Consider the following 25172-nt stretch of genomic DNA (forward strand, 5'->3'; position numbering starts at 1 on the left):
GCGGTCACGCAGTTCGGCCGGAGAGGTGGCTGAGTGGCTGAAAGCGGCGGTTTGCTAAACCGTTATACTGGTGTAAAACCGGTATCGGGGGTTCGAATCCCCCCCTCTCCGCCAGATGGCGCACCTCCTCCTCTCCTCGCAGGTCGGATCGCTTCATCCATTTGACAGGTCCGGCCTGCAGTGTTCGAATAGCCAAGCGTCGGGCGCTTAGCTCAGTTGGCTAGAGCACTACCTTGACATGGTAGGGGTCACAGGTTCAAGTCCTGTAGCGCCCACCATTCCCTGCGCCCCGCCCGGGCCGCAGCGGCCCTCGAATTCCAGAACGCGGAAGTCTGCGCTGAGGGCGCTCGGCTCGCAACACCGTCGCCCGCCGTCTTCAGCGCGCCACCGGCTCGAGCCGCACGCTGCGCAAGTGCATCAGCGTGCTCGCCTTTTCCGGCTTGCGGCCGCGCACCACCGCGCGCCACTCTCCCGGCTCCGCGAGCGTGATGCGGCCGAGCTCCCTGCGCTGGAAGCGATGAGAGCTGCCCGTGGCGGCGACCTCGCCGGTCACCACCTGGTCCACCACCGTCACTTGGACGGTGCCGCCCTCCTCCCCCTTCGCACACGCGTACTCGATCTCGACGCGATAGTCGCCAGCCCGCTTGAGATGGAAGACCCAGGCGGCCGCCTCCTCGGTGGTGGTCCAGCCGCTGAGGCTATCCGTCGGCATCTCGTAGCGCAATCCGCTGCCATCTAACCGCGCGTCGGAGGCGGGCAGTTCAACGGTCCCGTCCTCCTCCTGCGTGATCGGGACCGGCACGGTCGCGGGCAATCCCTCCACCTCGACCAGAACCGTGGAGACGTGCGGATCGGGCAGCTCCGCAGGAATGCGGACCGCGCTGGCGCCCTCGTGCCGGAGGAGTTCCAGCGGCGCACCGGTCGCCAGCCAGCGGGCACTGCGGACCGCGTTGGTCAGGCCGCGCAGGACCACCAGACCGGACGCCGGCCGCTCAAAGACATGCACGTACAGCCGGCCGTCCTTCTTCGTGCAGCGCTGCCTCAGCCGCGCAAACGGCGTCGCCGTGGTCCCGTAAATCGATTCCCCGTTTTTCTCCATCCACCGCCCGATCGCGTCCAACCGCTCAACAATCTCGAGCGGGAACGTTCCATCCGCTTTCGGGCCCACGTTCAGCAGCAGGTTACCGCCCTTTGAAGCGACGTCCACGAGAGTGCGAATCAGCTGCGTCGTGCTTTTCCAGTTGTGGTCGTTCTTTTTGTACCCCCACGTGTCGTTGATCGTCATGCAGCTTTCCCAGTACACCCCCTCGGGAAAGCCGCGGGAGGGAACCTCCTGCTCGGGCGTGCCGTAATCGCCCGCAAACTCTCCCTCCGCGGTCATGCCGGCCATGCCCTTGCGCCCCTTGTCCACGCGGTTGTTGACGATGATCGACGGCTGGAGCGAGCGAACATAGTTGTAGAGATCCACGCCGCGCTCGTGGGTCCAGGTCGCTTCCCACTCGCCGTCGAACCACAGGATGCCTAGCGGCCCCATCCCCTCCACCAGCTCGCGCAGCTGCGCCTTCATATACCGGACATACGCGTCCATGTCCGGGCGATGGCCGGGGCGATCCTTGTCCCAGGCCGGCAGCGGATCGTAGTTGGGATGCTGCCAGTCCATGATCGAGTAGTAGAAGCACATCCGAAGGCCGGCGGCGCGGGCGGCTTCCGCGAGCGGCCGCAGCAGGTCCCGCTGGTAGGGAGTGGAGGCGACGTCGTAGTCCGTTTCCTTCGAATCCCACAGGCAAAAGCCATCGTGGTGTTTGGAGGTGATCACGATGTAGCGCATGCCGGCACGTTTCGCGATGCGGACCCATTCCGCCGGGTCATACTGGACCGGGTTGAACTGCTGCACCAGCTGCCGGTACTCGGCCAGCGGAATCTTTGCGTGGTGCATGATCCACTCGCCAATGCCGGGGATTTCGCGGCCGTTCCATTCGCCGGCGGGAATTGAGTACAGGCCCCAGTGGATGAACATGCCGAAGCGCGCCTCGTTGAACCACGCCATTCGGGCGGCGCGCTCGGCCGGCGATTCGCGCATGAAATCCCGCGCAGCCTCCGCACCCGCCACCAAATCTGCGGCGGCCAGGCACAACCACAGCGCAGCAAGAAAAACGAATGGCGAGCGGCGAGCGGTGATCATCGTCGTGTCTCCCGTGCGGCGCATTGTAGGCGGGGGGCCGCGGCGGCGCAATTCACTCTCCGCGCAGCGCGCCAGCGGGTTGCGACCACGTACCGCGCCGGGCCCATCGGCGCAGCTCCGCATGGCGTTGGAGGACCACCGCCAGCACGCGGAGGTCGGCCGTCGAAAAGGCGAGCTGTCGAGCGTCGGCGGGGCGGATCCAGCCGACGGCGGCGCAGCGCAGCGGGCGCGCGCGGCCCCGCACCGGCCGGCATGCGTACGCGTGCAGCGTGATCCTGAAATGCGTATAGTCGTGCCGGACCCGCGCGATTTCCGGTCCCACCTCGACCTCCAATCCCAGCTCCTCGATCAGTTCGCGCCGGATGCATTCGCGGATCGTTTCGCCGGGCTCCACCTTGCCGCCGGGAAACTCCCAGAGCCCGCCGAGCATCGAGTTGTCCGGCCGTTGGGCAACCAGCACTCGCCCCCGCGCATCCAGCGTCACCGCGGCGCCGACTGTCCAGTGCGGCCGCGGCGCCCGGCGGCGCGGGCGGGGAACCGCGGCCGGATCGCCCCCCAGAAACGCGCGGCAGACCGCCCGCAGCGGACAGCGCCCGCAGCAGGGCCGCCGGGGACGACACACCGTCGCGCCCAGCTCCATCCACGCCTCGTTGAACTCACCGGGATCATCGCGTGGCAGCAGTGACGCGAGGCGCCGCCGGCAGTCCGGCACCGTCATATCCTCGCCCGCCAGCCTCGAGACCACGCGCCGAACATTGCCATCCACCGCGACCAGGGGAACCCCAAAGGCGAGGCTGCCCACCGCCGCAACCACGTACGGCCCCATCCCCGGCAGCGCGCGGAGCGCGGCCGGCTCCGCGGGCAGCCGCCCCCCATGGCGCTCCATCACCCGGCGCGCCAGCGCGTGGAGCCGGCGGGCGCGCGCGTAATACCCGAGCCCCTCCCATGCCTTCAACACCTCGTGCACGTCCGCCGCCCCCAGCGCCCGCCAGCCCGAAAACCGCCGCAGAAACGCCCGGTAATAGCGTGCCGCAGTCTCGGCCCGCGTCTGCTGCAACATGAACTCCGCCACCACAACCCGGTACGGCGTACGCGCAACACGCCATGGCAGCGGCCGAGCGTGACGACGAAACCACCCCCTCAATCGGCGCACCGCAGCACGCCGACTGCGCTCCGGCAGCTCGAAGAATCCCACGGGCTCACCGGCCACGGCCGGCGACGGCGTCCCGCCCCGCCCGGGGGTCATCAAATCTTGCCGACCAGCTCAAGCCCGGGCTTCAAGCCCTTCTTCCCAGGCTCCCAGCTCGCGGGGCACACCTCTCCGTGCTCCGCCACGAACCGCGCGGCTTGCAGCTTCCGCAGCAGCTCCTTTGCGCTGCGGCCGATGCTGTTGTCGTGAATCTCAATGATCTTCAGCACGCCCTTCGGGTCCACCAGGAACGTGCCGCGCAGCGAGAGCCCCGCCTCCGGGATGTACGTGCCAAACTCACGGCAGAGATTGCCGGTCGGATCGGCGAGCATCGGGAAGCGGATCTTGTGAATCGCCTTCGAGGTGTCGTGCCACGCCTTGTGCACGTACACGGTGTCGGTGCTGACACTGAGCACCTCCGCGTCGAGTTTCTGGAACTCCGAATAGTGGTCCGCCATCTCCTCCAGTTCGGTCGGACACACAAAGGTGAAGTCGGCGGGATAGAAAAACAGAATCAACCAGCGACCTCGATAGTCGGAGAGCCGTATCGTTTTCACCTCGTCGTTGTGATAGGCCTCGAGCTCAAGGTCAGGAATCACATGACCAATCCGTACCATGACGCATCTCCTTTGTTGCCTCGGTCACACGACCGATCAGACTGGGACTGTACTGCCGCATGCGGACTTTTCAACCGGCGGCATTGCTTTGAGTTTCGAGGCCTGCGCGCCACCAGCCGGCACCCCGGCCAAACCTCACCGACTCCGACGCGTGGGTGGGCGCGGCGTCGAGGAGCTCCCGCGGACCGCCGGGGATCCGGTCTGGCTCTTCGCGCTCAACAAGCAACCGGCCTCGGATCGCCGCCGGAGTGGCGCGGAGGATGGCACCCAACGGCCCCGAGCCGAAGTCGCGCGCTCCGCACCCCGCCGCGTTGACTCGCCGGCAGCCACACGTATTATGAGCGGCGCGCCGGCTGCGGCCGGCCTACGGTCGTGGCGGGGTAGCTCAGTTGGTAGAGCAGAGGACTGAAAATCCTTGTGTCGGCGGTTCGATTCCGCCCCCCGCCCCCCCCCCCGCCGCAGCGCAGACCTCGGGAGAAGGGGAGGAAGAGGTCACGCCCGTGCGGTGATTCGTGTTGCGCGGCGGCAAATCCGCCGTCTATAGTGGAGGTTTCAGTCCGCGGACGCCGGGGCCCCGGCGGCGGCCCCGCGGTTCCGGAGCGGCCGGGGCGAAACAATTGGGTACGCGCATGTCTGTCTCCATTCGGCTGCATCGCGCCGGCAGCAACAAGAAGCCGTTCTTCCGCCTCGTTGCCGCGGATTCCCGGCGCGCCACCTCCGGCAAGATTCTCGAGGTGCTCGGCTGGTACGATCCGAAAAAGCCCTACCCCGACAACTTCTCGCTCAACATGGAGAGGATCGAACACTGGCTGAGCGTTGGCGCGCACATGTCAGAAACAGCCCGTGCGCTGGTGCGAACGCATCGCCGGCGCGCCTCCGCGAGCAGCTGAGCAGCAGCGGGGCCGTCCATGAAAGCCATGCTGGAGTACATTCTGCGGCATCTGGTGGACCACCCCGACCAGGTCCGCATCACCGAGGTTCAGGGCGAGCGCACCGCGATGTACGAGGTTCGCTGCCATGCGGACGACATCGGCAAGGTGATCGGCAAGAACGGAAAAACGATCGGCGCGATCCGTCTGCTGCTGTCCACCGCCGCCGCGCGGAACGGCCGTCGCGCCGTGCTGGAAGTGATCGAATGACCGGAGGCGATGACGGACACCCTCCAGGTGGACATCGTGACGATCTTCCCGCGCATGCTCGAAGGATTCCTCGGTGAAAGTATGCTGCGGCGGGCCGCCCAGTCGGGTCGCGTCGCATTCCGGCTGGTGGACCTGCGCGACTTCACACACGACCGGCACCGAACCACGGATGACCGCCCGTACGGCGGCGGGCCGGGCATGGTGATGAAGCCGGAGCCATTCTTCGAGGCGGTGGACTCGCTGCGCACGCCGCACGCCCGGGTGATCCTGCTCACGCCCCAAGGACGCCGCTTCACGCAGGCCATCGCACGCGAACTGGCCCGCGAACAGCACCTGATCCTGCTGTGTGGCCACTACGAGGGTGTGGATGAACGCGTCCGGCTCGGACTGGCGACGGACGAAATTTCGATCGGCGACTACATCCTGACGAACGGCGCGCTGGCGGCGGCGGTCGTTGCAGACGCGGTCGTCCGACTGCGTCCCGGCGTGCTCGGCAATGCGCAGGGCGCCACCGAGGAGTCGTTCAGCGAGTCGCTGCTTGAATATCCCCAGTACACCCGTCCCCCGGAGTACCGGGGCATGCGGGTGCCGGAAGTTCTGCTGTCCGGCGATCACGAGGAAATCCGCAGGTGGCGGCGGGCGCAGGCGCTTGCGCGCACCGCCCAGCGGCGCCCGGATCTCCTCGGCGCCCCGCCGGCCGGCGAGGAAAGGACTGCACCATGAAACACCGTCTTCTGGAAAAAATTGACGTCGAACAGCGCCGCAAGGATGACCTGCCGGACTTCCGCATCGGTGACACCGTCGCCGTCCATGTGCGCATCAAAGAAGGCGACAAGGAGCGCGTGCAGGTGTTCCGAGGTACTGTGATCGCCCGTGATGGGGGCGGCTCGACCGAGACGTTCACCGTCCGGCGCATTTCCTTCGGCTACGGCGTCGAGCGGGTGTTCCCACTGCATTCGCCCTCGATCGTGAAGTTGGAAGTCGAGGGTCGGGGGCGCGTCCGGCGCGCCAAGCTCTACTACCTGCGCCGGCGCAAGGGGAAGGCCGCCGGCGTCGAAACACGGCAAGCCTAGGGCGCAGATTGCGGGAGTTCGAATCAGCCGCCTACGCGGCCGGCCACCGGCGCCCCGCCGGCGTGGACGAGGCGGGGCGCGGGCCGCTGGCCGGCCCGGTGGTGGCCGCATGCGTCGTTCTGCCCGGCGCACCAGAGGCGCCGCCCACCCGCGACTCGCGCTGGGACGGCCTGACCGACTCGAAACGGCTGACCTCCTCCGCCCGCGTCGCATGGCTTACCCGGCTGCGGTCCACGCCCGGCGTCGCGATCGGCATCGGCTGGGCAACGGTCGCCGAAATCGCCCGCCTGAACATTCTGCGCGCGACGCACCTTGCAATGCGCCGCGCAGTGGCGCGGGTGCGCCCTCCGCCGGACTACCTCCTGGTGGACGGCCGCCCCGTGCCAGGCCTGCCCTGCGCGGCCGCTGCAATTGTGCGCGGCGACCAGCTTTGCCTCTCGATCGCAGCCGCCAGCGTCGTCGCAAAGGTCGTCCGCGACCGCTACATGGAAAGGCTCGAACGGCGGCATCCGGGGTACGGCTTCGCACAACACAAAGGGTATGGTACGCCCGCCCATCTCGATGCGCTGCGGCGGCTCGGGCCCTGCCCCGCTCACCGGCTGCATTTCCGACCTGTCGCACGGCTGGCCGGTTCCGCCCCCATCCGCTGAGCCGGCATCCTCCCCCCCCGCGCCGTTTTTTCCGATATAGTGGGGCACCATGCTGAGGGTCGTCGTCAGCGACCGGCTGGAAATGCTGGCGGATGCGCTTGCGGTGCGCCTGGCCACAGCGCCCTCGGAGGAGCTCTGGGCGGGACCCACGATCGTCGTGCCCAGCCGCGGCATGGAACGCTGGCTGACCATGCGGTTGGCCGGCCGTTTCGGCATCTGGGCCGGCGCGTCGTTCCCGTTTCCGGAACGATGGCTGGAATCGCTGGCGGCGGCGCTGGGTCTCGCACCGGCGGAGCCCTCCCGCTGGTCGCGTGGCGCAGTGGAGTGTGCGCTCTACGACCTGCTGCGCAGTTCGAACGACCCCGAAATCCGCGCCTGGACCGGGGGCGAAAGGGAAGGTCGCCGGTTACTCGCACTCGCGCGCCAGATCGCCGAGTGCTTCGATCAGTATGCGGCCTACCGTCCCGACTGGCTCCTCGCCTGGGACGAGGGCCGCTGCCCTCCCGACCTCGGGCCGCAGAATTCCGACGCCACCTGGCAGGCCCGCCTGTGGACCGCGCTCGTCGCCCGGCTCGGTCCCGACCATCCCGCCCGCCGGCTCGCACGCATCGGCGAGGAGCTCCGCCGCCGCCGAGCGCCGCCCGAAGGCCTGGCTCTCCCGCTCCATCTGTTCGGCCTCTCCGCGCTGCCGCCGATCCATCTGCAGCTGCTGGCCGAGTTCGCCCGCATCGCGGACGCAAACGTCTGGGTCTTCAATCCGTGCCGCGAAATGTGGTTCGAGACCACACCACCCACCACCGCCGCCGACGCCGCGGAGCTGGCGGACGTTTCGCCCGCCGCCGACGTAGCGCCCTGGCTGTTGTCGTTGAACGGACGGCTGGCCCGCGACTTCCTCGCGCAGCTCTACGAGGCCGCCAACTGGCAGGTTGAGGAACTGTGGTCGGAACCGGACCGCGATCCGCCGGGTGCGCTCGGCACGCTGCGACGTCGAATTCTCGAGGGTCTCCCCGAGCCCGCTCCCGGCCAGCCGCGTGCGCCGTGGCCGGACGACCCCACACGACCTTCAATCGCCGTGCACGTGTGCCACTCACCCCGACGCGAAATCGAAGTGCTGCGGGACCGGCTGCTGGATCTGTTCGATCGTGACGCGGATCTGACCCCCCGCGACGTGTTGGTGATGGCACCGGATATTGAGCCGTACACACCGCACATCGCCGCAGTGTTCGGCAGCGAAGAGCCCCCGCTGCCCTGGTCCATCGCGGATCGCAGTCCGCTGCTCGTCGGCCATCTCGCAGACGCGCTGCGACGGATTCTGCGTCTGCCGGACGGCGAGACCACCGCGCCGGAGCTCTTCGACCTGCTCGCGTTGCCGCCCGTGCGAGCCCGCTTCGGCCTCGACGACGATTCGCTCGCACGCATTCGCGACTGGTTGACCCGCGCCGCGATCCGTCGCGGCGGCGACGAGCCTGACCGTCCCAACTCCTGGTGCAGCGGGCTCGAGCGCCTCACGCTCGGCGCGATGGTTCGGCTTCCACCCCTCGTAACGATCGGCGACCGGCTGCCCGTCGAGCTCGACGACACCGCGACGCTGGACACACTCTGGGCCTTCTGGGCCGAGATATGCAACGCGCACCGCGACCTCGCCGGCCCCCATCACCCCGAAGAATGGCGCCGGCTCGTGCTCCGCGCGATGGACCGATTGCTCGCGCCCTCCCCGGAGGAAACCTTCGAATATGCGGAACTGCGCCGGTCGGTCGAACGCTGGGCCGATGACTGCACCGTCGCCGGCCTGACCGCCCCGCTGCCGCTGCCAGTCGTCCGCGACATGATCGAGCAGCGGCTGGATCCGAGCGCGCTCGCCGCGCCGTTCCTGCGCGGCGGCATCACCTTCTGCAATCTCCGGCCGATGCGAAGCGTCCCCTTTCGCGTCATCGCGCTGCTGGGCATGAACGACACCGATTTTCCCCGGCGCGACACCCCGGCCCCCTTTGACCTAATGCGCGTCGCGCCTCGCCGCGGCGACCGCCGGCGCCGGCTGGACGATCGACAGCTCTTTCTCGAAACGCTGTTCGCAGCCCGCGATCACCTCCACATCAGTTACGTCGGGCGCGACGCGCGCAACAACGAACCCCGCCCCCCCAGCGTGTGCGTCGGCGAACTGCTCGACGCGCTCGACCGCACCTTCGACGCCGCCGGCCGCCCGCCGCGCGAGTTCGCCTGCGTCGAACACCCGCTCCACCCGTTCAGCCCGCTCTACTTCGACGCAGCGCCCGGGCCGCTGTTCAGCTACTCCGCGCGCGCCCGCCGCGCCGTGGCCGCGCTCCGCGAGCGCGCAGCGCCATGCCCGGCAATCCTTTCACTGCAGCTGCCGCCGCCGGAGGAGCCGGTCCGGCTCACCCTCGAAGAACTCGTCCGCTTTTTCCGTGACCCCGTCGCGGACCTGCTCCGCCGCCGGCTCGATGCCACCGTCAGCCGGCCCGACGAGGAACTCAACGACGCGGAACCGCTCCCCGGCTTCGACGAACCGCCGCGCGCGCTGGTCCGAGCCTGGATCGAGATTTCGGACGAGGCGCTCGGCGAGCGGCCTGTCCCGCTCGACCGGCTGCTGGCGGCCGCCGGCCACTTACCGCCCGGGCCAGCGGGATTCGCAATGCTTCAGCAGGTTCGATGCGTCGCCGATGGCCTCGTGCGCCGGCTCGCGCCGCTCCGCGAACCGCCCCTGCCACCCGTTGAGCTGCACCGCGAAACGCCACGCGGCATTGTGCTGGACGCTCAACTCACGGACCTGCGGCCCTCCGGCTTGCTCCGCTGGACCCCAGGGCGCATCCGGCCCGCCGACCGGCTCGCCGCATGGCTCGCCCACCTGGTGCTCCACGCCGCCCGCCCCGACGGTCGCTGGCGAACTGTCCTGGTTGGCAGCGAGGAGACACTCGAGCTCCCGCCGCCCGACGACCCCCTCGCGCAGCTCGACCGGTGGCTCGAGGCGTTCGCCGATGGTCTCTGCCGACCGCTCGCAATCTGGCCCGATTGCGCGCTCGCGTTCGTCAGCGCCCACGATCCGGACGCCGCCGCCGCAGCCGCCCGCAGCGCGTGGTCGAACGAGCGCGGTCATGGTCTGCGCGACCGCCGCCCGCTGCTGCGCGCACTGTTTCCGGCCGATCACGACATCGTGACGCCCGACTTCGTCCGCCTCGCAAACACGCTGTTTCGGCCGCTGGCCACCGTGCCCGAGGCCGCGGGAGCCAGCGAATGAGCGCGTTCGATCCGTGCCGGATTCCGCTCGCCGGCCGCCAGCTACTCGAGGCCAGCGCCGGCACCGGCAAGACCCACGCGCTGGCGGAACTGCACCTGCGTCTGCTCGCCGAGCGGGCCGATCTCGCCATCACCGGCATCCTCGTGCTGACCTTCACCAACGCCGCCGCCGCCGAGCTTCGCGACCGGCTCCGCGCGCGCCTGCTCGCCGCGCAGTCCTGCCTGAACACCGGCCAGCGCGCCCTCGATCCGATCCTCGCCCGCGTTCGCGCCGACGACCGCGATCTGCGCGGCCGGCTCGCCCGAGCGCTGTCGGACTTTGATGCCGCTCCGATCGGCACGATCCACTCGTTCTGTCTGCGCGTGCTGCAGGAGCATCCCGTCGAATGCGGCGTTCCCACCGCGGTGCGTGTTCTTTCCCCCTCCGCCGATCTCGAAAACAACCTGGTTCGCGAAGTCGCCCGCGACGCGCTCGAGAAGGCGGCCGGCGACGGCAAACTGACGCTGGCGTGGGCATGCCATTACCTCGACGCGGCGGTACTGGCGCGAATCGTCGGCGAGGCCGTCGGCCGTGCGCACCGCATTGTCCCCGATCCCGCGCCGGCCGACGAGGGCGCGGTGGAAGAGTTCTTCGCCGATCGGCTCGCGCACGCCCGCGCGCTGTGGGAGCGGTTTCGCGACGAGCTGGCCGATCGTCTCCGCGCCGCCCCACTCCACCGCGGCCGTTACGGACCCGCGCAGCTGTCCCGCCTGCTGGAAAGCGTCGAGCGGTGGCTGCAGACACCCTTGCCACCGACTCCGCCCGACACCCCCCTTCCGATCGCCGCCCTCACCTCCGCCGCGCTGCGGGCCGCCACTCACAAGGGCCACGCCGACGAGGTTCCCTCGCATCCGCTGCTCGACGCGCTCGACGAACTTCATGCCGCCGCGCTCGAGCTGGACCGCGTTGCGCACACGCGGGCGCTCGCAATCCGCGCACAAGTCGCCCGCCTCACCCCCACCGTCCGCCGCCGCCGGCTCGACCGCCTCGACGCACTCGACTACGACGAGCTCACGTTCCGGCTACTCGACGCGCTTCGCGGCGCATCCGGCGAGCGCCTCGCTCACCGGCTCGCCCGCGAATACCCCGCCGCCCTCGTGGACGAGGCGCAGGACACCGATCCGGCTCAGCACGAGATCCTCGAGGCGCTTCACGCCCACGGCACCGCGCTGTTTCTGATCGGCGACCCGAAACAGTCGATCTACGCGTTCCGCGGCGCGGACGTCTTCGCGTACGCGCGCGCCGCCGCCCGCGCCTCTCGCCACTCGCTCGACCGCAACTGGCGCGCCACGCCCCCCCTGGTCGCCGCCGTCCAGGCGGCATTTGCGCGCCCGAACGCCTTCGGGTGGTCCTTCATCACATTGCCCGACGTCCGCCCCGCCGACGGCGCCACCACGCTCCGACTCGAGCTCGGCGACAGCGCGCCGCCCCCCTTCCGGATCTGGCTGATCCCGCCCCCCGAGGCGGGCGGCCGCCGCCCGCTGCCGGCCGGCCGCGCGCGCCGCCACATCGCCGACGCGCTCGCCGCGGAGATCGCCGCGCTGCTCGCCCCCCATTCCCCCGCCCGCCTCGTCGGCCCCGACGGCCCGCGTGCCGTCGAACCGGCGGACGTCGCGGTGCTCGTTACGCGCCACCTCGAAGCAGCCGAGGTGCTCGCCGCACTGTCGCGCGCCGGCGTCCCCGCGGTTGCCTCCAGCAATAGCAGCGTCTTCGCCAGCGATGACGCGATCTACCTGCGCATCGTACTCGACGCGCTCGCCCGACCCCGCCGCGAAGATCTCGCCCGCGGCGCCGCGCTGACACCCATCCTCGCCGTGGATCCCGCCGCGCTCGCCGACCCCGCGTCCGCCGCCTGGACCGCGTTCATGAACCGCTGGGTCGCCGCCGCGGAACTCTGGCCCCGGCGCGGCGTCCGCGAAACCCTCGAACGCCTGTTTGCGACCGAAGCAGTGTTCGAACGTTTGCTCGCCCGGACCGACGGCGAACGCCGCGCGACAAACCTCCGCCACCTGACCGACCTTCTCGGCGCGGCGGAGTCGCAGCGGCGCATGGGCCCCGGCGCACTCCTCGCGTGGTTCGACGCACAGATCGCCGCCTCCGAAAGCTCCGCTGAAGAGACCGAACTGCAGCTCGATAGCGACGCGCGCCGCGTCCGCGTCGCCACCATCCACCACAGCAAAGGCCTGCAGTACCCGATCGTCTATTGCCCCTTCCTCTGGGCGCTGCCGCACGGCCAGCGCAACCTCGCCGACCTTGCCGTCTGCCACGACGACCACACCGGCGAGCGCATTCTCGACGTCGGCGGGCCGGACCTCGAGGCGCACGCCGAGCGCGAGCGGCTCGAACGGTTCTTCGAGAGCGTCCGGCTCACGTACGTCGCAGTCACGCGGGCCCGCGCCGCCTGCACCGTAGTGTGGGGGCCCTTTCGCGGTGCGGCCGCCTCCCCGCTGGCCTGGCTGTGGCATGCGGCGCCCGACCATCCGCCGGGCGAAGAGGTCGACACGGTCCAGCGCTGGGATGACCGCCGCATCGCCGCCGACCTCGAACAGCTTGCCGCCGCCGCACCCGGTTCCATCGTCGTCGGCCCGCCGCCCGTCACCACGCCCTCGCTCCCACCCCCGCCGGCACAGCCCCTCCCGCCCCCCGGCCCCGCACGCCAGATCCGCCGGCCTCTCGACGACGGCTGGCGCATTGTCAGCTTCACTTCCCTGCGCGCGATCGCCGGGACCGACGCCGACGAACAGCCCGACGTCGACGCCGCTGTCGCACCCCTACCGGTGGACGAAACCGCGCAACCGCGCTTCCGCTTCCCCGCCGGCCCCGCCGCCGGCACCGTGCTCCATGCGCTCCTTGAACGCGTGGACTTCGCCAACCCCGCCCGCGACCGCCTCCTCGCCGACGCCGCGGCCGCTCTCAGCCTCCACGGCCTGGACGCCGCCTGGGCCGAGACCGCCACCGATCTGGTCATCGCCGCACTGACCACTCCGCTCGACGACCGCGGTCTGCGCCTCTGCGACCTCGACCCGCGCCGCTGCGTCCGCGAGCTCCCGTTCCTGATGCGCCTCGGCCGCGTGACCGCCGCCGCACTGAACGAGCGCCTCGGACGCACCGCCCGTTCCGACGCGCACCGGCCCCCACCGCTCGTCTTCGAGCCGGTCCGCGGATTTCTCCGGGGTTTCGTGGACCTCGTCTTCGAAGCCGACGGCCGTTGGTACGTGCTCGATTACAAGTCCAACCTGCTCGGCCACGCGGTGGACGACTACCGCCCCGACCGTCTCGCCGCCGAAATGGCCGCCGCCGATTACGAGCTTCAGGCGTTGATCTACGCCGTCGCTCTCCGCCGCCTGGCCCTCGCCCGCGGCATTTCGGAGGAGACCTTTGCCGACCGCTGGGGCGGCTGCATCTACCTCTTTCTCCGCGGGCTCTCCCCCGAAACCGGCCCCTCGCGCGGCGTCGTCCGCTGGCGCCCTGACCCCGCTGAGCTGGCGGAGCTCTCCGACCTTCTCGATCGCGGAGACACCCCGTGAACGATCCCCGGATCGCCGCGCTGCTCGACGCCAACCTCCTCAGCGAACTCGATGCCGGCTGGGCGCGCCTCCTCGCCCGCGTGGCCGGCGGTCCGCTGCCCGCGGACCTCGCGCTGGCTGCCGCAATGCTCTCCGCGCTCCAGCGCGCCGGGCACACCTCGCTCGACCTGCGGCAGACCCCGGCCGAACTCTTCGACGAGTCCGGCCTGGCGCCGCCCGCGCTGCCGGCGCTCTCCAACCCTTGGACGCTTCCCGATCGTCACCTTCCAATCCTTGGAGGCCCCGGCGACACCGCGCCGCTGATCCGCGACGGGCCGCGCCTGTATCTGCAACGCCACTGGCGCGACGAATGCGACGTTGCCGACGCGATTGCAGCGCGTACCGCCGCCCCGCCCACCTCGGCACCGTCCTCGCTGCCCGCCGACCTTTGGTCCCGCCCGGAAGAGGCCGCCCAGCGCGCCGCCGCGCACGCCGCACTCTCGCGCCCCCTTGCGGTGATCGCCGGCGGGCCCGGCACCGGGAAAACCGGCTGTGTGGTCCGCGCGCTGCGTGCGGCACGCGAGAGCGGCCGCATCATTGAGCGCATCGCGATCGCCGCCCCCACCGGCAAAGCCGTCGCGCGGCTGCGCGAGGTCTGGACCGCGGCGCGCACTGGTCCCGCCCCACCGGTGGAAATCGCCACGCTGCACCGGCTGCTCGGGCTGCATCCCGACCGCGTCGAGCCGCGGTACGGACCGGGCCGCCCACTGCCGCATGAGCTGGTCGTCGTGGACGAAATGTCCATGGTGGACCTCGGCCTCATGGCCGCGCTCGTCCGCGCGCTGCGGCCGGACGCTCGGCTCGTGCTGATCGGCGACCACCAGCAGCTGGCGTCGGTGCAACCGGGCAGCGTGTTCCGCGATCTGTGTGAAGGCCTGCGCGCGGTGTCGCCAGCGGAGGACGCGATGGGACCGCTGATCGAGCTGCACCACAACTTTCGTTTCTCGGCCGGCCGGCCGATCGGTCGTCTCGCCGCGGCGGTTCGCGCCGGCGACGCGGACGCGGCGCTCGAGGCGCTCCGCGACGGTGGCGCGGAGGCCGCGCTGGCCGAGCTGCCGCCGCGCCGCAGTCTCGGCGCCCAATTGCGCGAGCGCATCGCGGTTGCCTGGGCGCCGCTGTTGGCCGCCACCACGCCCGCGGAGGCGCTCACCGCGCTGCGCGGTTTCCGCGTGCTGTGCTCCCACCGCGTGGGGCCCTACGGCGCGGAACGCGTTGGCGCAGAGCTGGCCGCCGCCGCGCGCAGAGGCCCCGCCGGCACACCGCTGATCATCACCGCGAACGACCCCGCGCGGGGCCTCTACAACGGAGATGGCGGCGTGTGGTGGCGCGGGCCGGCCGGCTGGGGCGCGGTGATCGAGGCCGAGGGCGGCGTGGTCGAGCTGCCGGAGGGACGCGTCCCGCCCTGGGCGCCCGCGTGGGCGCTCACCGTCCACAAAAGCCAAGGCTCCGAATACGGCGAGGTGCTGCTGGTGCTGCCCGACCGCGACTCACCACTGCTCACGCGGGAACTCGTCTACACCGCGATCACCCGCGCGCGCCGCCGCGTGGAAGTCTGGGCACCCGCCCCCTTGCTCGCGGAGGCGATCCAGCGCACCGCGCACCGCTCCAGCGGCCTCGCCGACGCGATCCGGCGCCGACTCAGCGGTGAAACCACCAGTCCGCCGTCGCCACGATCACGCACAACCCCGACAACACCACTGTGGCCGCAATCGTGAAATTGTAGGCCGCCCGCGGGTAGTCCAGCCCGACGTGTGGTCGCATCAGCCACGCAATCGAGCCGCCGGCCGCCGCAATGAGCAGCGCCAGCAACCAGAGCCAGCGGCGCGGACCCGGTGTTCGGTAGCGGCGCGGTTGCATCGCCCCGATTTTAAGCCCCATCCGCCCGAACACAATCCGCGGTCGTGCATTCCACATTGCCAGATCTGAACGCACCCGCTAGCGTGGACGACCGGAGATGATCCCATGCACCCACACCACGCCCATCGTCCGCTGTTCGCACTGCTCGCGCTCGCGGTGTGCCGCGCGCCCCTCTGCCGGGCCGATCCCGTCACCGCCGCCCTCCAGCCGTTCCTCGATCGGGGCGAGATCGCGGGTGCGGTGACGCTGGTCGCCAACCGCGATCGCGTGCTTCATTGCGCCGCGATCGGATGGGCGAACCTTGAACGCCGAGTGCCGATCGCAACCAACTCGCTGTTCTGGATCGCCTCGATGACGAAGCCGCTGACCGCCGCGCTAGTGCTCTCGTTGTGCGACGAGGGCCGCTGCACGCTGGACGACCCTCTCGCCCGTTGGCTGCCGGAGTTCCGCGGCCTCACCTTCTCAAACGGCGCGCCCGCCGAACCAATGCCAACCCTTCGGCACCTGCTCACCCACACCTCCGGACTGGACACGCCGCCGCCGACCCGATGGGACGCGCCGCTCAGCGAGATCGTCGCGGCCAGTGCGGCCCGGCCGCTGCATTTTCCGCCCGGCTCGCGCTGGGAATATTGCAACGGCGGCATCAACGCGCTCGGGCGGGTCGTCGAAGTGATCGAGCAGGCCCCCTTCGCGGAGGTGCTGCAGCGCCGACTGCTCGAGCCCCTCGGCATGACCGACACGACGTTCTGGCCCGACGAGGACGCGGCGGACCGGCTCGCGACCGCGTACGAGCCCGACGGGGCTGGCGGTCTGCGGCCCACCGGCATCTTCTTTCTGCAGGGACCTCTCACCGACCGCCGCCGCACCCCGCTGCCCGCGGGTGGTCTGTTTTCCACCGCAGCCGATTACGCGAAGTTCCTGCAGATGCTGCTCAATGGCGGCGTCACCCCCTCCGGCCGCCGGATCCTGTCCGAGGCGGCGGTGCGGGAGATGACCCGGACCCAGACCGGAGACCTGAAAACCGGCTTTGTTGACGGCATGAGCTTTGGGCTGGGCGTGGGCGTCGTCCGCGAACCCCGCGGTGTCACCGCCGCCCTTTCTCCGGGCACGTTCGGTCACGGTGGCGCCTACGGTACCCAGGCGTGGGCCGATCCGGTCCGCGGCCGACTCTACATCCTGCTGATCCAGCGCGCGAAGCTGCCCAACGCGGACGGCTCGGAGATACGCGCCGCGTTCCAGGCCGCGGCGGCTGCGCTCCCGGAGCCGCCCGCCGATACGACCCGCTGAGCCTGCAGCGATCGCCGCCTTTGCCAGTTTGCAAACGCCCGCCCCGGTCGTATGTTGAGACTACTGCAGTGGCAATCTGCAGCGCAGGAGACACAACACATGAAGGCATGGTGGTTGGTGGTGGCGGCGGTTGTGGCGGCGACGTGGACGTGGTCCGCCGCAATGGCCGGCTCGTGTGGCGGCTGCGGGAAGGGGAAGAAGGGCGGCGACGCCCAGGCCCCGACGAACGCCCCGGCGGCCCAAGCGCAGAGCCAAGGCGCAGCTGCCCAATAGGCAACCTTTCGCAACCGCGGCCGCCCGTCGGAGCGCTGCCGGTGGGCGGCTGCGGTTTTTTGGGGAAGACGCCGCGGCGGTCCGCCGCACCCCGCCTGAGGCGAAACGCCTTGCAGCAACGACGCCGACCCGCCCATACTGGCGGCGACCGGCGCAGTCCCCGCCGGCGCGGAGGTGGCAAAATGATACGGCACACCATCCTGATTCCGGCACTCGTGGCCCTCACCCTCGCTGCGGACGCCCCCGCGGCGATGACCCTCGCGGACCTTGCGGATCCCTCCGCGGCCCCGGTGGTGCTCGGCGAAGGCTACGGATTCTGCGAGGGACCGGCCGCCGACGGCGCCGGCAACGTGTACTTCTCCGACGGTCGCCACGACCGCATCCACCTTTGGCGGCCCGGCCGGCCGGTCGAAGTCTTCGTGAGCGACAGCTTCGACGCAAACGGCATGATGTTCAACTCGCGCGGCGAACTCGTCGTCTGCGAGGGCGCCGCGTACCGCATCGTCGCGATCGACGTGCGCACGAAGTCCCGCCGGGTGCTCGTCGGCGGCGGGCCGCAACGCGAATACAACGAGCCCAACGACCTGACGATTGACCGTCAGGACGGCTTCTACTTCACCGACCCGAACTACCGACACCGCGGCCAGCCGACGATCCGCAAAGAAGACGTGTACTACGTGGCGCCGAACGGCCGGGTGACGACCGTCTCCACCGTCTGCAAAAAGCCCAACGGCATTCTGCTGACGCCGGACAACAAGGTGCTGTATGTCGCCGACAATGCGGACCGGTGCATCTATCGCTACGACGTGCTCGGTCCCGGCCAGCTGACGAATGAATGCCGCTGGGCCGAGCTGCCCGGCGGCCCCGACGGGATGACGCTCGACGAGCACGGCCACCTCTACGTCGCCTGCGGCGGCAAGGGCATCCACGTGTTGGCGCCGGACGGCCGTGCGGTGGGCACGCTGCTGCCGGGCACGTACGCCTCCAATGTCGTGTTTGGCGGGCCCGAGTTCCGCATGCTGCTGATCACCTCGCGCGACAAGTTCCTCGGCCTGCCGATGAAGGTGCGTGGCGTTCGTCCGCTCGCGCCGCCGCCGTGAGCGCCCTGCGGCTGCGTACACTGGCGATCGTGCTCGGCCTGGTCGCCGCCGCGGCACGCGCGCCGGCCGCCGCGCTCGAGCGCGTCGCGGTTTCGCCCGACGGCGCCGGATTCGTGCTGCGGCCCTCGGGTCGCCCGTTTCGCCCCTGGGGATTCAACTACGATCACGACCGGGACGGGCGGTTGTTGGAGGAGTACTGGGCGACGGAGTGGACGAACGTCGTCGGAGACTTCCACGAGATGCGGACGCTCGGCGCCAACGTGGTGCGGATCCATTTGCAGTTCGGCGCGTTCATCGAGGCGCCGGACCGACCGAACGCGGCCGCGCTGGACCGGCTCCAGCAGCTGGTGGAGGTTGCGCGACAGTGCGGTCTGCGGCTGATCCTCACCGGTCTGGGCGGCTACCGCCGCCGCGCAGTACCGCGATGGTACGATGAACTGGATGAGACCGGCCGCTGGCGGGCACAGGCGGCGTTCTGGCGAGCCGTCGCGCGGAGGTGCCGCGGCCGCCCGGAGGTGTTCGCCTACGACCTGATGAACGAACCCGTGATCGGTGGCGGCACGAACCGCGCCGACTGGTACACCGGTGAGCTGGCGGGGCTGGTCTATGTCCAGCGCATCGCGCTCGACACCGCCGGACGGCCGCGCGAGGCGATCGCCACCGACTGGGTTCGTGCGCTGGCGACTCCGATCCGGGAGGAGGACCCCGAAGCGCTGATCACCGTCGGCGAGATTCCGTGGGCGATGGTGTGGCCGGGTGCGCGCTCGGTGTTTCACACTCCGGCGGTGTCGAACCTGCTCGACTTCGTCTCCATCCACGTCTACCCGCGGGGGGGAGAACTGGAGCGCGCGTCTGGCGCGGTGCGGGCGAATGCGGTGGGCAAGCCCGTGGTCGTGGAGGAAATCTTTCCACTCGAGTGCGGCATTGAAGAACTGGAACGCTGGATGCGATCCGTCCGCGACCAGGTCGCCGGCTGGGTCGGCTTTTACTGGGGCGCCACGCCGGAGGAACTGCGAGCCGCGCCCGCATCCATCTCGAACGCGCTTTTGCTCGGGTGGCTGGAGCTCTTCCGGCGCGCGGCGCCGGAGTTCGCGCGGCCGTGGCCACCTGACTAGCCGCTCGCCGGCCGTCAATCAACGCGCGGGGTTCTCGAGCCAGTAGAGGCCGCTCTTGCCCGGGCAGAGCACATCCGGGTCGCCGTCGCCGTCCAGGTCGCCCGCCATTGTCGCGATACCGAAGCCCGCGCGCGTCCCGAACACCAGCACCCGTCGCCGCCATGCGCCCGTGGCGGCGTCAACGGCATAAGCGACAACGATGCGCGGCTCCAGTTCGCCCGTGTCGCGGCCGTTGTGTGCCCAGTACCGTTTACCGGTCACAACTTCTTGCCGGCCATCGCCGTCGAGATCCACCGCCACCATCGTGTGCGCCTGGGACCAGCTGCTATCCACTTCGTGCCGCCGCCAGCCCCGACGGCCGGAGCTGTCGCGCGTCTGCTCAAGCCACCGTACGCCCACGTCGTGCGCGGAGCCCCAGACGAGGTCGGCGTCGCCATCACCGTCTTGGTCGCCCACCAGAATCGGCACGCTCGCGCGTTCTTTGAGGTCGTACTCCGCGAACCACACCCAGCCGGTCGGCGCATTCTGCAACCATCCGCGCGGGGTGACCACGTCCACACGGCCGTCGCCATCCACATCGCCCACCCCCAGGCCGTGCACGCCGGCCTGACCGGGCAGCGGATGCTCCGTCCAGCGTGCGCCGCCCGCTACTGCGGGATCCCGCTGGAACGAATACCAGACCGGCCGGCCCACGACGTTCGGAACCAGATCCAACTGGCCGTCGCCGTTGATATCGGCTGCCAGCAGGGTTTCGATGGGGCCCGGGGTGCCCACCTCGAAGCGGCTCCATCGGTGTGCCGGCCGCCCGGGATTCCGGAGCCAGAACACGTCGCGGCCATGCCAGGAACAGCTGGCGATGTCCGTCCACCCGTCGCCATCCACGTCCAGCGGCACCGCGCCAAAGTCCAGGTGATAACCGTCGCGCGCTTCAATCTCCCGGACGGGATGAGGCGTCCAGCCTGGCGCCTCATACCAGAAGGCTCCGCAGAACACGTCCGGCCGCCCGTCGTTGTTCAGATCCGCAATCGCGGCCGCCTCGAACGGCGAGTCGGGACGAATCGGATGCAGCCGCCAGCCGGCGGTGTCCTCGGCGAACCCCGCCAGCGCGGCCAGCGCCGCGCCGGCCGCCCAGCGCGGTGTCCTCGTCATCTCGGGCTCCTCCAGCGCCGCCCGGCGCTCACGCCTTCACCCAGTGACCGATTTCGAAGCCGGCCTCCGCGATCATCGCGCGGTCGCGTTCCCAGCCCTGGCCCGGGGTGGTGAGGTAACCCTGCGTGAAGATCGAGTTCGCCGCCCACAGCGCCAGCGGCTGCAGACTGCGCAGGCATGCCTCGCGCCCCCCCGCGCAGCGAATTTCCCGGTCCGGACACACATAGCGAAACATCGCCAGCACCTTCAGGCACGTGACCGGCGAGAGCCGCTCGCGCCCGGCCAGCGGCGTCCCCGGCCGTGGGTCGAGAAAGTTCACCGGGATCGAGTCCGCCCCCACCTCCCGAATCGCCAGCGCCAGGTCCACCCGGTCCTCGTCCGTTTCCCCCATGCCCACCAGACCGCCACAACAGACCTCCATGCCCGCCGCTTTCGCGCGAGCGATCGTCTCGCGGCGCTCCTGCCAGGTGTGGGTGGAACAAATCTGCGGAAAGAACCGTTCGGAGGTCTCGAGGTTGTGGTTGTACCGGTCCACCCCGGCCGCAGCCAGACGCCGGGCCGCGGCATCGTCGAGCAGCCCCAGCGAGGTGCAGATCTGAAGGTCGAGCTCGCGTTTGATCCGCTCCACCGCGGCGCAGACACGGTCCAGCTCGTTCGGGTCCGGCTCGCGGCCGCTGGCGACAATACAGAACCGAACCGCACCACACGCGGCCGCCGCCCGGGCGTGTTCGAGCATGGTAGCCGGGTCCCGCGTCTCATGCACCGGCACGTCCGCGGAGGACACCGCAGACTGGCTGCAGTATGCGCAGTCCTCGCTGCACAGTCCGCCGCGCGCGTTCTCGATCACGTGCAGGTCCACCCGGCGACCGAACGCGCGGCGCCGCAGCTCAAATGCCCCCTGCAGCATCGCCAGCAGCTCGTCCTCCGACGCACGCAACATCGCGAGCGCCTCCTCCCGCGAGACCGGCCGGCCTGCCGCAACTCGAGCGGCCAGTTCGATCCAGTTCGTCGTCATGGTCCGAGGTCACTATACACAAGACGCCCGCCCGACGCGGCAGCGCAGCCACCTCAGCCGGGGTCTGCCATCCGAAACGCAAACGCGGATTCCGCAGCGGCTAGAACGTGTAACGCGCAGAAAGGCCCCAGCTCGTGCCGTCCAGAAACTCCAGCTGCAGCCCCAGCAGAAAATTGTGCGAGAGGTGCACCTCCGCACCCGCCGCCACCCCCCACGCCGACTCCCCCTCGAAGTCCTCGCGAATCGGCCCCGATTCGCTACGTCCGTCCAACGCGGAGTACAGCGGCCCGGCATACAGCGCGAAACTGAAGGGCACCCGGTCGGTGGACGCGGGCGAATCCGCGAACATCTCGAAGTGCAGATCGGCGGAGCCGGACGCGGTTTGCCAGTGCCCACCGTCACTGTCCGCACGCCGGAACTCCCCGCCCGCCCGCACCGACCAGCGGCCGGCCAGAAACTCCGGATCTTTGAGATCGTACCGCCACAGCCGCAGATGCATGCCCAGGCTCCAGCCCAGTCCTTCGCCGAGCGCGTCCGGGCCCACATCCGCGCTCGCACGGCCCAACGCTCCGTAGAGCAACATCCAGCGCGTCGGCCGCAGGCCAAGAAAGGCGCCGTACCAGTCCCCTTCCAGCTCGCCCGGAAAGCCCTCCTGCGTGACGTCCCTCCGCAGCTGCAACGCATCGGCGCCGACGACCCAGCGACGGATTTCCACCACCTCGATCATCGCGTCTCGGCTTCCCCCGACGATCGGCGTTGCCGCCGGCGTCCGGGGAGCCAACGCGCACGCGGCCAGCCACGCGAGAAAGCCGACCCTCAGCATTCGTTTCATCGCGATCGCTCCTGCCGCCAGCATCGCCCGGGCCGGCGGACGATGTCAAACCTCCGGTCGGCGGCCCGCCACCCACGCCTGCCCCGCCGCGATGCCGCCGTCGTTCGGCGGGACCGCGCGATGCACCAGCACCTGAAAACCGTCCGCCTCAAGCCGGCCGCGGGTTTCCTCGTGCAGGATTCGGTTCATGAACACACCGCCGGTCAGCGCCACGGTCGAGTGACCGGTCCGCTCGCGGCCATGGCGAGCCATCGCGAGGGCCGCATCCGCGAGCGAAACGTGCAGCGCCCGCGCGAGCACCGCGGCGGTGTCCGGCTCGACCGGCCCGCGGTCAAAGAGCTCCAGCAGCAGCGGCGACCAGTTCACCCTCAGCATCCCCTCCTGCTCGCTCGCCCGCCACCAGGCGCCCGGGGCCTTCACTGTGGCCGCGCGCGCAGCCAGCCCCTCCAGCCGGATCGCGGTCTGGCCCTCGTAACTGACGCGTTCCGGAGCAACGCCCAGCGCCGCCGCGACCGCATCGAAGAGCCGACCCGCCGCGTGCGTGAGTGGCGCAAGCGGCCCGCCCGCCCTCAGCCGGCTCCACACTTCCAGCTGCGCCTCCGCCAGCCCCAGCGCCTGTCGCCACTGCGCTGTGAGGGCCAAGCCCAGCGCGGCCCAGCGCGCAACGATCTGCCGTCTCGGCTCAAGGACCGCGGCATCGCCACCCGGCAACGGCGCGGGCTCGAATGTCGCCAGCCGCTCCATGCGGCCATCCTCGGGCAACCACAGCAACTCGGCCCCCCAGATACGCCCATCCGTGCCCAGACCGGTGCCGTCCCATGTCAGCGCCAGCAGGGCTTCCACGCCGTGTTCGGCCATCGCGGCGGCCGCATGCGCGTGGTGATGCTGAACCTCCACCACGCCGCAGCCGAGACGTGCGGCCAGTTCGCGACCGAGCCGCGTCGCGTGATAGTCGGGATGAAGATCCACGGCGATCACCGCCGGATCAATGCGAAGAAACCGCGGTAGATGCTCCGCGACTCTCCGCAACTGATCCACGGCGTCCGGGTCCTCCAGATCACCGATGTGCGGGGACAGGTACACCTCCGCGCCGGCTCCCACCGCGATCGCATTCTTCAGCTCCGCGCCCATCGCCAGCACGGCCCGGCGCAGCGGGCGGGCCAACGGGAGCGGACGTGGCGCATACCCGCGGGCGCGCCGCCACAGCTGGGGCCGGCCATCCCGCAACGCCACCAGCGAGTCGTCCGCGCGGAACCGGATCTCGCGATCGTGCAGCAGAAACACGTCTGCGACTGCGCCCAGTTCCCGAAGCGCACCGGCATTGTCCAGGCAGATCGGCGCTCCACTGCGGTTGCCGCTGGTCATGACCAACAGCTCGAACACGGGCACTGGATCGCCACCGATGGGCACCGCCAGCAGCAGCTGCAGCGGGGTGGCCGGCAACATCACGCCGACGGTCCGCACGTCGGGAGAAATCGCCTCCACCGGCAGCGCCCCCTCGCCGCGCGGCTCGAGGATCACGATCGGCGCCTCCGCGGAGCCCAGCAGCTCCGCGGCGACGCCGGACACTACGCAGAACTTCTCCGCCGCCGCCAGCGACGCGGCCATCACCGCGAACGGCTTGTATGGCCGGCGCTTGCGTTCCCTCAACCGCAGGATCGCACCGCGGTTCAATGCGTCGACCGCTAGCAGGAACCCCCCCAGCCCCCGCAGCGCGACAATGCCGCCGCCGGCCAGCGTCGCGCGGGCCAGCCGGATCGGATCACCCTCCAGCACCCGCCCCGCCGGATCGGTCGCCCACAACCGCGGACCGCAACGCGGGCACGCAATGCTCTCGGCGTGGTACCGCCGCGACGCGGGGTCCTCGTACTCGCGCCGGCACTCCTCACAGAGCTGAAACACCGACATCGTCGTTCGCTCCCGGTCGTACGGCATGTCGCCGATGACCGTGTAGCGTGGACCGCAGTCGCAGCAGGTGGTGAACGGATAGCCGTGGCGCCGGTCCGCCGGATCGAGCACCTCCGCCCGACATGCCGCGCACATCGCCAGATCCGGCGGCACCTGTGGGCGGGCGAGCTCGCGGAGGTCGCTGTCCACCACGCGAAAATCGGGCGAAGCGGCCGCGGCCGGAATCGTTTCGCGCGCGACGAGCTCGATCCGCTCAATCCGAGCGCGCGGCGGCGCGTGGTCGCGGAGCGCCTTCACAAACGCGGCAACCCGCTCGGACGGTCCTTCGAGAATCAACCGCACCGTGCCGCGCCGATTGCAGATGCTCCCGCGCAGACCCACCGCGCGCGCCCGCCGCGCGATCGCCGGGCGGAATCCGACACCCTGCACCAGCCCGGACACCTCAATGGTTTCTCTCGTCCAACGGTCGCTCATCGGAAGGGCCGGCCGCACCGGCACCGAGCTACACCAGACCCGGCGGAGGCGGCTGAGTGATCCGCTGCACCAGCAGCGGGAAGCGGATCTTGAGGTCCCCCTCGAGCAGCACTTCGACCCAGTGCGGCCCCTCGGTCTGAATCACCTTGTTCACAAACACTTCGACGTTCGTCGCGGTCGCTTGGGGATTGGGCAGATGGAACGGGATCGGCTGGCCCTCCATCACCACGGTCGTCTGGTCGGGTGCAAGAATTCGCGTGCGCTGATGAAAGGTGCCCTCGCCGCTGCACCAGCGGGTCACGACGAACATCCGCGGGTACACGAACGGAAACGTCGCAGAACCGACAACGTCGAACAGTCCAATCAAAATGAACTTGCCGTTGCGCTCCTGCCGTACGTCATCACACAGCAGGCAGGCTTGCAGGTCGGGCAACATGGGACCGCGCTCCAGCGG

General features: G+C 70.1%; 21 protein-coding genes, 3 tRNA genes and 1 pseudogene. 15 read left to right on the top strand and 10 right to left on the bottom strand.

Translation table 11 applies throughout. The annotated features are described in order from the left end of the window. Positions 1–19 precede the first annotated feature (19 nt). Together N2652_06025 and N2652_06030 are read left to right on the top strand one after the other, a co-directional pair. A tRNA-Ser gene (locus N2652_06025) sits at positions 20–114 on the top strand. Between the two features lie 87 nt (positions 115–201). Then, a tRNA-Val gene (locus N2652_06030) sits at positions 202–278 on the top strand. Positions 279–376: 98 nt separating this feature from the next. Here the strand turns inward: N2652_06030 and N2652_06035 are convergent. The 4 genes and pseudogenes from N2652_06035 to N2652_06050 form a co-directional block, all read right to left on the bottom strand. Next, on the bottom strand, positions 377–2182 hold the full coding sequence (locus tag N2652_06035) for an alpha-L-fucosidase (GenBank protein MCX7818751.1): 1806 nt from the start codon (positions 2180–2182) through the stop codon (positions 377–379). A gap of 52 nt (positions 2183–2234) precedes the next feature. Next, a complete protein-coding gene (locus N2652_06040; protein ID MCX7818752.1) occupies positions 2235–2822 on the bottom strand; it encodes an NUDIX domain-containing protein in 588 nt (195 codons plus the stop codon). Positions 2823–2912: 90 nt separating this feature from the next. Next, a pseudogene (locus N2652_06045) lies at positions 2913–3242 on the bottom strand (A/G-specific adenine glycosylase). Between the two features lie 185 nt (positions 3243–3427). Continuing rightward, the gene (locus N2652_06050; GenBank protein MCX7818753.1) at positions 3428–3988 is read right to left on the bottom strand and encodes a redoxin domain-containing protein; all 561 of its coding nucleotides are present in this window, start codon (positions 3986–3988) and stop codon (positions 3428–3430) included. Positions 3989–4362: 374 nt separating this feature from the next. Between N2652_06050 and N2652_06055 the strand changes: the two genes are divergently transcribed. From N2652_06055 to recD, 9 genes are all read left to right on the top strand, one after another. Next, a tRNA-Phe gene (locus tag N2652_06055) sits at positions 4363–4435 on the top strand. Between the two features lie 182 nt (positions 4436–4617). Beyond that, the gene (gene rpsP / locus N2652_06060) at positions 4618–4878 is read left to right on the top strand and encodes a 30S ribosomal protein S16 (GenBank protein ID MCX7818754.1); all 261 of its coding nucleotides are present in this window, start codon (positions 4618–4620) and stop codon (positions 4876–4878) included. Positions 4879–4896: 18 nt separating this feature from the next. After that, a complete protein-coding gene (locus N2652_06065; protein MCX7818755.1) occupies positions 4897–5127 on the top strand; it encodes a KH domain-containing protein in 231 nt (76 codons plus the stop codon). Positions 5128–5136: 9 nt separating this feature from the next. After that, positions 5137–5850 carry a tRNA (guanosine(37)-N1)-methyltransferase TrmD gene (gene trmD, locus N2652_06070; protein ID MCX7818756.1) on the top strand — a complete coding sequence of 238 codons (714 nt, stop codon included), beginning with the start codon at positions 5137–5139 and terminating at the stop codon, positions 5848–5850. Then, positions 5847–6200, top strand: coding sequence for a 50S ribosomal protein L19 (rplS, locus tag N2652_06075; GenBank protein MCX7818757.1), 354 nt, complete (start codon positions 5847–5849; stop codon positions 6198–6200). Before trmD ends, rplS begins: the two co-directional genes overlap by 4 nt. An 8-nt stretch (positions 6201–6208) precedes the next feature. Further along, the gene (locus N2652_06080) at positions 6209–6850 is read left to right on the top strand and encodes a ribonuclease HII (protein MCX7818758.1); all 642 of its coding nucleotides are present in this window, start codon (positions 6209–6211) and stop codon (positions 6848–6850) included. 49 nt (positions 6851–6899) lie between these two features. Then, positions 6900–10103, top strand: a complete 3204-nt coding sequence (gene recC / locus N2652_06085) for an exodeoxyribonuclease V subunit gamma (GenBank protein ID MCX7818759.1) — start codon at positions 6900–6902, stop codon at positions 10101–10103. Next, positions 10100–13669, top strand: a complete 3570-nt coding sequence (gene recB, locus N2652_06090; GenBank protein ID MCX7818760.1) for an exodeoxyribonuclease V subunit beta — start codon at positions 10100–10102, stop codon at positions 13667–13669. The genes recC and recB overlap by 4 nt, the downstream gene beginning before the upstream one ends. Further along, a complete protein-coding gene (recD, locus tag N2652_06095; GenBank protein ID MCX7818761.1) occupies positions 13666–15423 on the top strand; it encodes an exodeoxyribonuclease V subunit alpha in 1758 nt (585 codons plus the stop codon). The genes recB and recD overlap by 4 nt, the downstream gene beginning before the upstream one ends. Here the strand turns inward: recD and N2652_06100 are convergent. Further along, positions 15347–15622: a hypothetical protein gene (locus N2652_06100; protein MCX7818762.1), complete on the bottom strand. Its 276-nt coding sequence runs from the start codon at positions 15620–15622 to the stop codon at positions 15347–15349. The two genes, recD and N2652_06100, sit on opposite strands and share 77 nt — an antisense overlap. Before the next feature lie 48 nt (positions 15623–15670). On the opposite strand from N2652_06100, the gene N2652_06105 reads away from it, so the two are divergent. The 4 genes from N2652_06105 to N2652_06120 all read left to right on the top strand — a co-directional run bounded on the left by N2652_06105 (position 15671) and on the right by N2652_06120 (position 19340). Then, a complete protein-coding gene (locus N2652_06105; GenBank protein MCX7818763.1) occupies positions 15671–16852 on the top strand; it encodes a beta-lactamase family protein in 1182 nt (393 codons plus the stop codon). 99 nt (positions 16853–16951) lie between these two features. Further along, positions 16952–17125, top strand: coding sequence for a hypothetical protein (locus N2652_06110; protein MCX7818764.1), 174 nt, complete (start codon positions 16952–16954; stop codon positions 17123–17125). Between the two features lie 182 nt (positions 17126–17307). Next, positions 17308–18225, top strand: a complete 918-nt coding sequence (locus N2652_06115; GenBank protein MCX7818765.1) for an SMP-30/gluconolactonase/LRE family protein — start codon at positions 17308–17310, stop codon at positions 18223–18225. Beyond that, positions 18222–19340, top strand: a complete 1119-nt coding sequence (locus tag N2652_06120) for a glycoside hydrolase family 5 protein (GenBank protein MCX7818766.1) — start codon at positions 18222–18224, stop codon at positions 19338–19340. Before N2652_06115 ends, N2652_06120 begins: the two co-directional genes overlap by 4 nt. An 18-nt stretch (positions 19341–19358) precedes the next feature. Here N2652_06120 and N2652_06125 read toward each other — a convergent pair whose 3' ends face one another. From N2652_06125 to N2652_06145, 5 genes are all read right to left on the bottom strand, one after another. After that, positions 19359–20489, bottom strand: a complete 1131-nt coding sequence (locus N2652_06125; GenBank protein ID MCX7818767.1) for a VCBS repeat-containing protein — start codon at positions 20487–20489, stop codon at positions 19359–19361. A 28-nt stretch (positions 20490–20517) separates the two neighbouring features. Continuing rightward, entirely contained in the window at positions 20518–21504 is a 987-nt protein-coding gene (bioB, locus tag N2652_06130) for a biotin synthase BioB (protein MCX7818768.1), read from the bottom strand. A 100-nt stretch (positions 21505–21604) separates the two neighbouring features. Further along, positions 21605–22336: a hypothetical protein gene (locus N2652_06135; protein ID MCX7818769.1), complete on the bottom strand. Its 732-nt coding sequence runs from the start codon at positions 22334–22336 to the stop codon at positions 21605–21607. A 45-nt stretch (positions 22337–22381) separates the two neighbouring features. Then, positions 22382–24718, bottom strand: coding sequence for a carbamoyltransferase HypF (gene hypF / locus N2652_06140; protein ID MCX7818770.1), 2337 nt, complete (start codon positions 24716–24718; stop codon positions 22382–22384). A gap of 28 nt (positions 24719–24746) precedes the next feature. Beyond that, positions 24747–25154, bottom strand: a complete 408-nt coding sequence (locus tag N2652_06145; protein ID MCX7818771.1) for a hypothetical protein — start codon at positions 25152–25154, stop codon at positions 24747–24749. Positions 25155–25172 lie beyond the last annotated feature (18 nt).

The sequence above is a fragment of the Kiritimatiellia bacterium genome (genome assembly GCA_026417735.1).
Lineage (GTDB): Bacteria > Verrucomicrobiota > Kiritimatiellia > PWTM01 > PWTM01 > CAACVY01.

Excerpts from the sequence above, each read along its gene's own strand:
- N2652_06135 (MCX7818769.1), bottom strand. The coding sequence starts at position 22,336 with ATGAAACGAATGCTGAGGGTCGGCTTTCTCGCGTGGCTGGCCGCGTGC.
- N2652_06125 (MCX7818767.1), bottom strand. The coding sequence starts at position 20,489 with ATGACGAGGACACCGCGCTGGGCGGCCGGCGCGGCGCTGGCCGCGCTG.
- hypF (MCX7818770.1), bottom strand. The coding sequence starts at position 24,718 with ATGAGCGACCGTTGGACGAGAGAAACCATTGAGGTGTCCGGGCTGGTG.
- N2652_06065 (MCX7818755.1), top strand. The coding sequence starts at position 4,897 with ATGAAAGCCATGCTGGAGTACATTCTGCGGCATCTGGTGGACCACCCC.
- rplS (MCX7818757.1), top strand. The coding sequence starts at position 5,847 with ATGAAACACCGTCTTCTGGAAAAAATTGACGTCGAACAGCGCCGCAAG.
- N2652_06050 (MCX7818753.1), bottom strand. The coding sequence starts at position 3,988 with ATGGTACGGATTGGTCATGTGATTCCTGACCTTGAGCTCGAGGCCTAT.
- trmD (MCX7818756.1), top strand. The coding sequence starts at position 5,137 with ATGACGGACACCCTCCAGGTGGACATCGTGACGATCTTCCCGCGCATG.
- bioB (MCX7818768.1), bottom strand. The coding sequence starts at position 21,504 with ATGACGACGAACTGGATCGAACTGGCCGCTCGAGTTGCGGCAGGCCGG.
- N2652_06040 (MCX7818752.1), bottom strand. The coding sequence starts at position 2,822 with ATGGAGCTGGGCGCGACGGTGTGTCGTCCCCGGCGGCCCTGCTGCGGG.
- N2652_06105 (MCX7818763.1), top strand. The coding sequence starts at position 15,671 with ATGCACCCACACCACGCCCATCGTCCGCTGTTCGCACTGCTCGCGCTC.
- recC (MCX7818759.1), top strand. The coding sequence starts at position 6,900 with ATGCTGAGGGTCGTCGTCAGCGACCGGCTGGAAATGCTGGCGGATGCG.
- N2652_06115 (MCX7818765.1), top strand. The coding sequence starts at position 17,308 with ATGATACGGCACACCATCCTGATTCCGGCACTCGTGGCCCTCACCCTC.
- N2652_06110 (MCX7818764.1), top strand. The coding sequence starts at position 16,952 with ATGAAGGCATGGTGGTTGGTGGTGGCGGCGGTTGTGGCGGCGACGTGG.
- N2652_06145 (MCX7818771.1), bottom strand. The coding sequence starts at position 25,154 with ATGTTGCCCGACCTGCAAGCCTGCCTGCTGTGTGATGACGTACGGCAG.
- N2652_06035 (MCX7818751.1), bottom strand. The coding sequence starts at position 2,182 with ATGATCACCGCTCGCCGCTCGCCATTCGTTTTTCTTGCTGCGCTGTGG.
- N2652_06100 (MCX7818762.1), bottom strand. The coding sequence starts at position 15,622 with ATGTGGAATGCACGACCGCGGATTGTGTTCGGGCGGATGGGGCTTAAA.
- recB (MCX7818760.1), top strand. The coding sequence starts at position 10,100 with ATGAGCGCGTTCGATCCGTGCCGGATTCCGCTCGCCGGCCGCCAGCTA.
- rpsP (MCX7818754.1), top strand. The coding sequence starts at position 4,618 with ATGTCTGTCTCCATTCGGCTGCATCGCGCCGGCAGCAACAAGAAGCCG.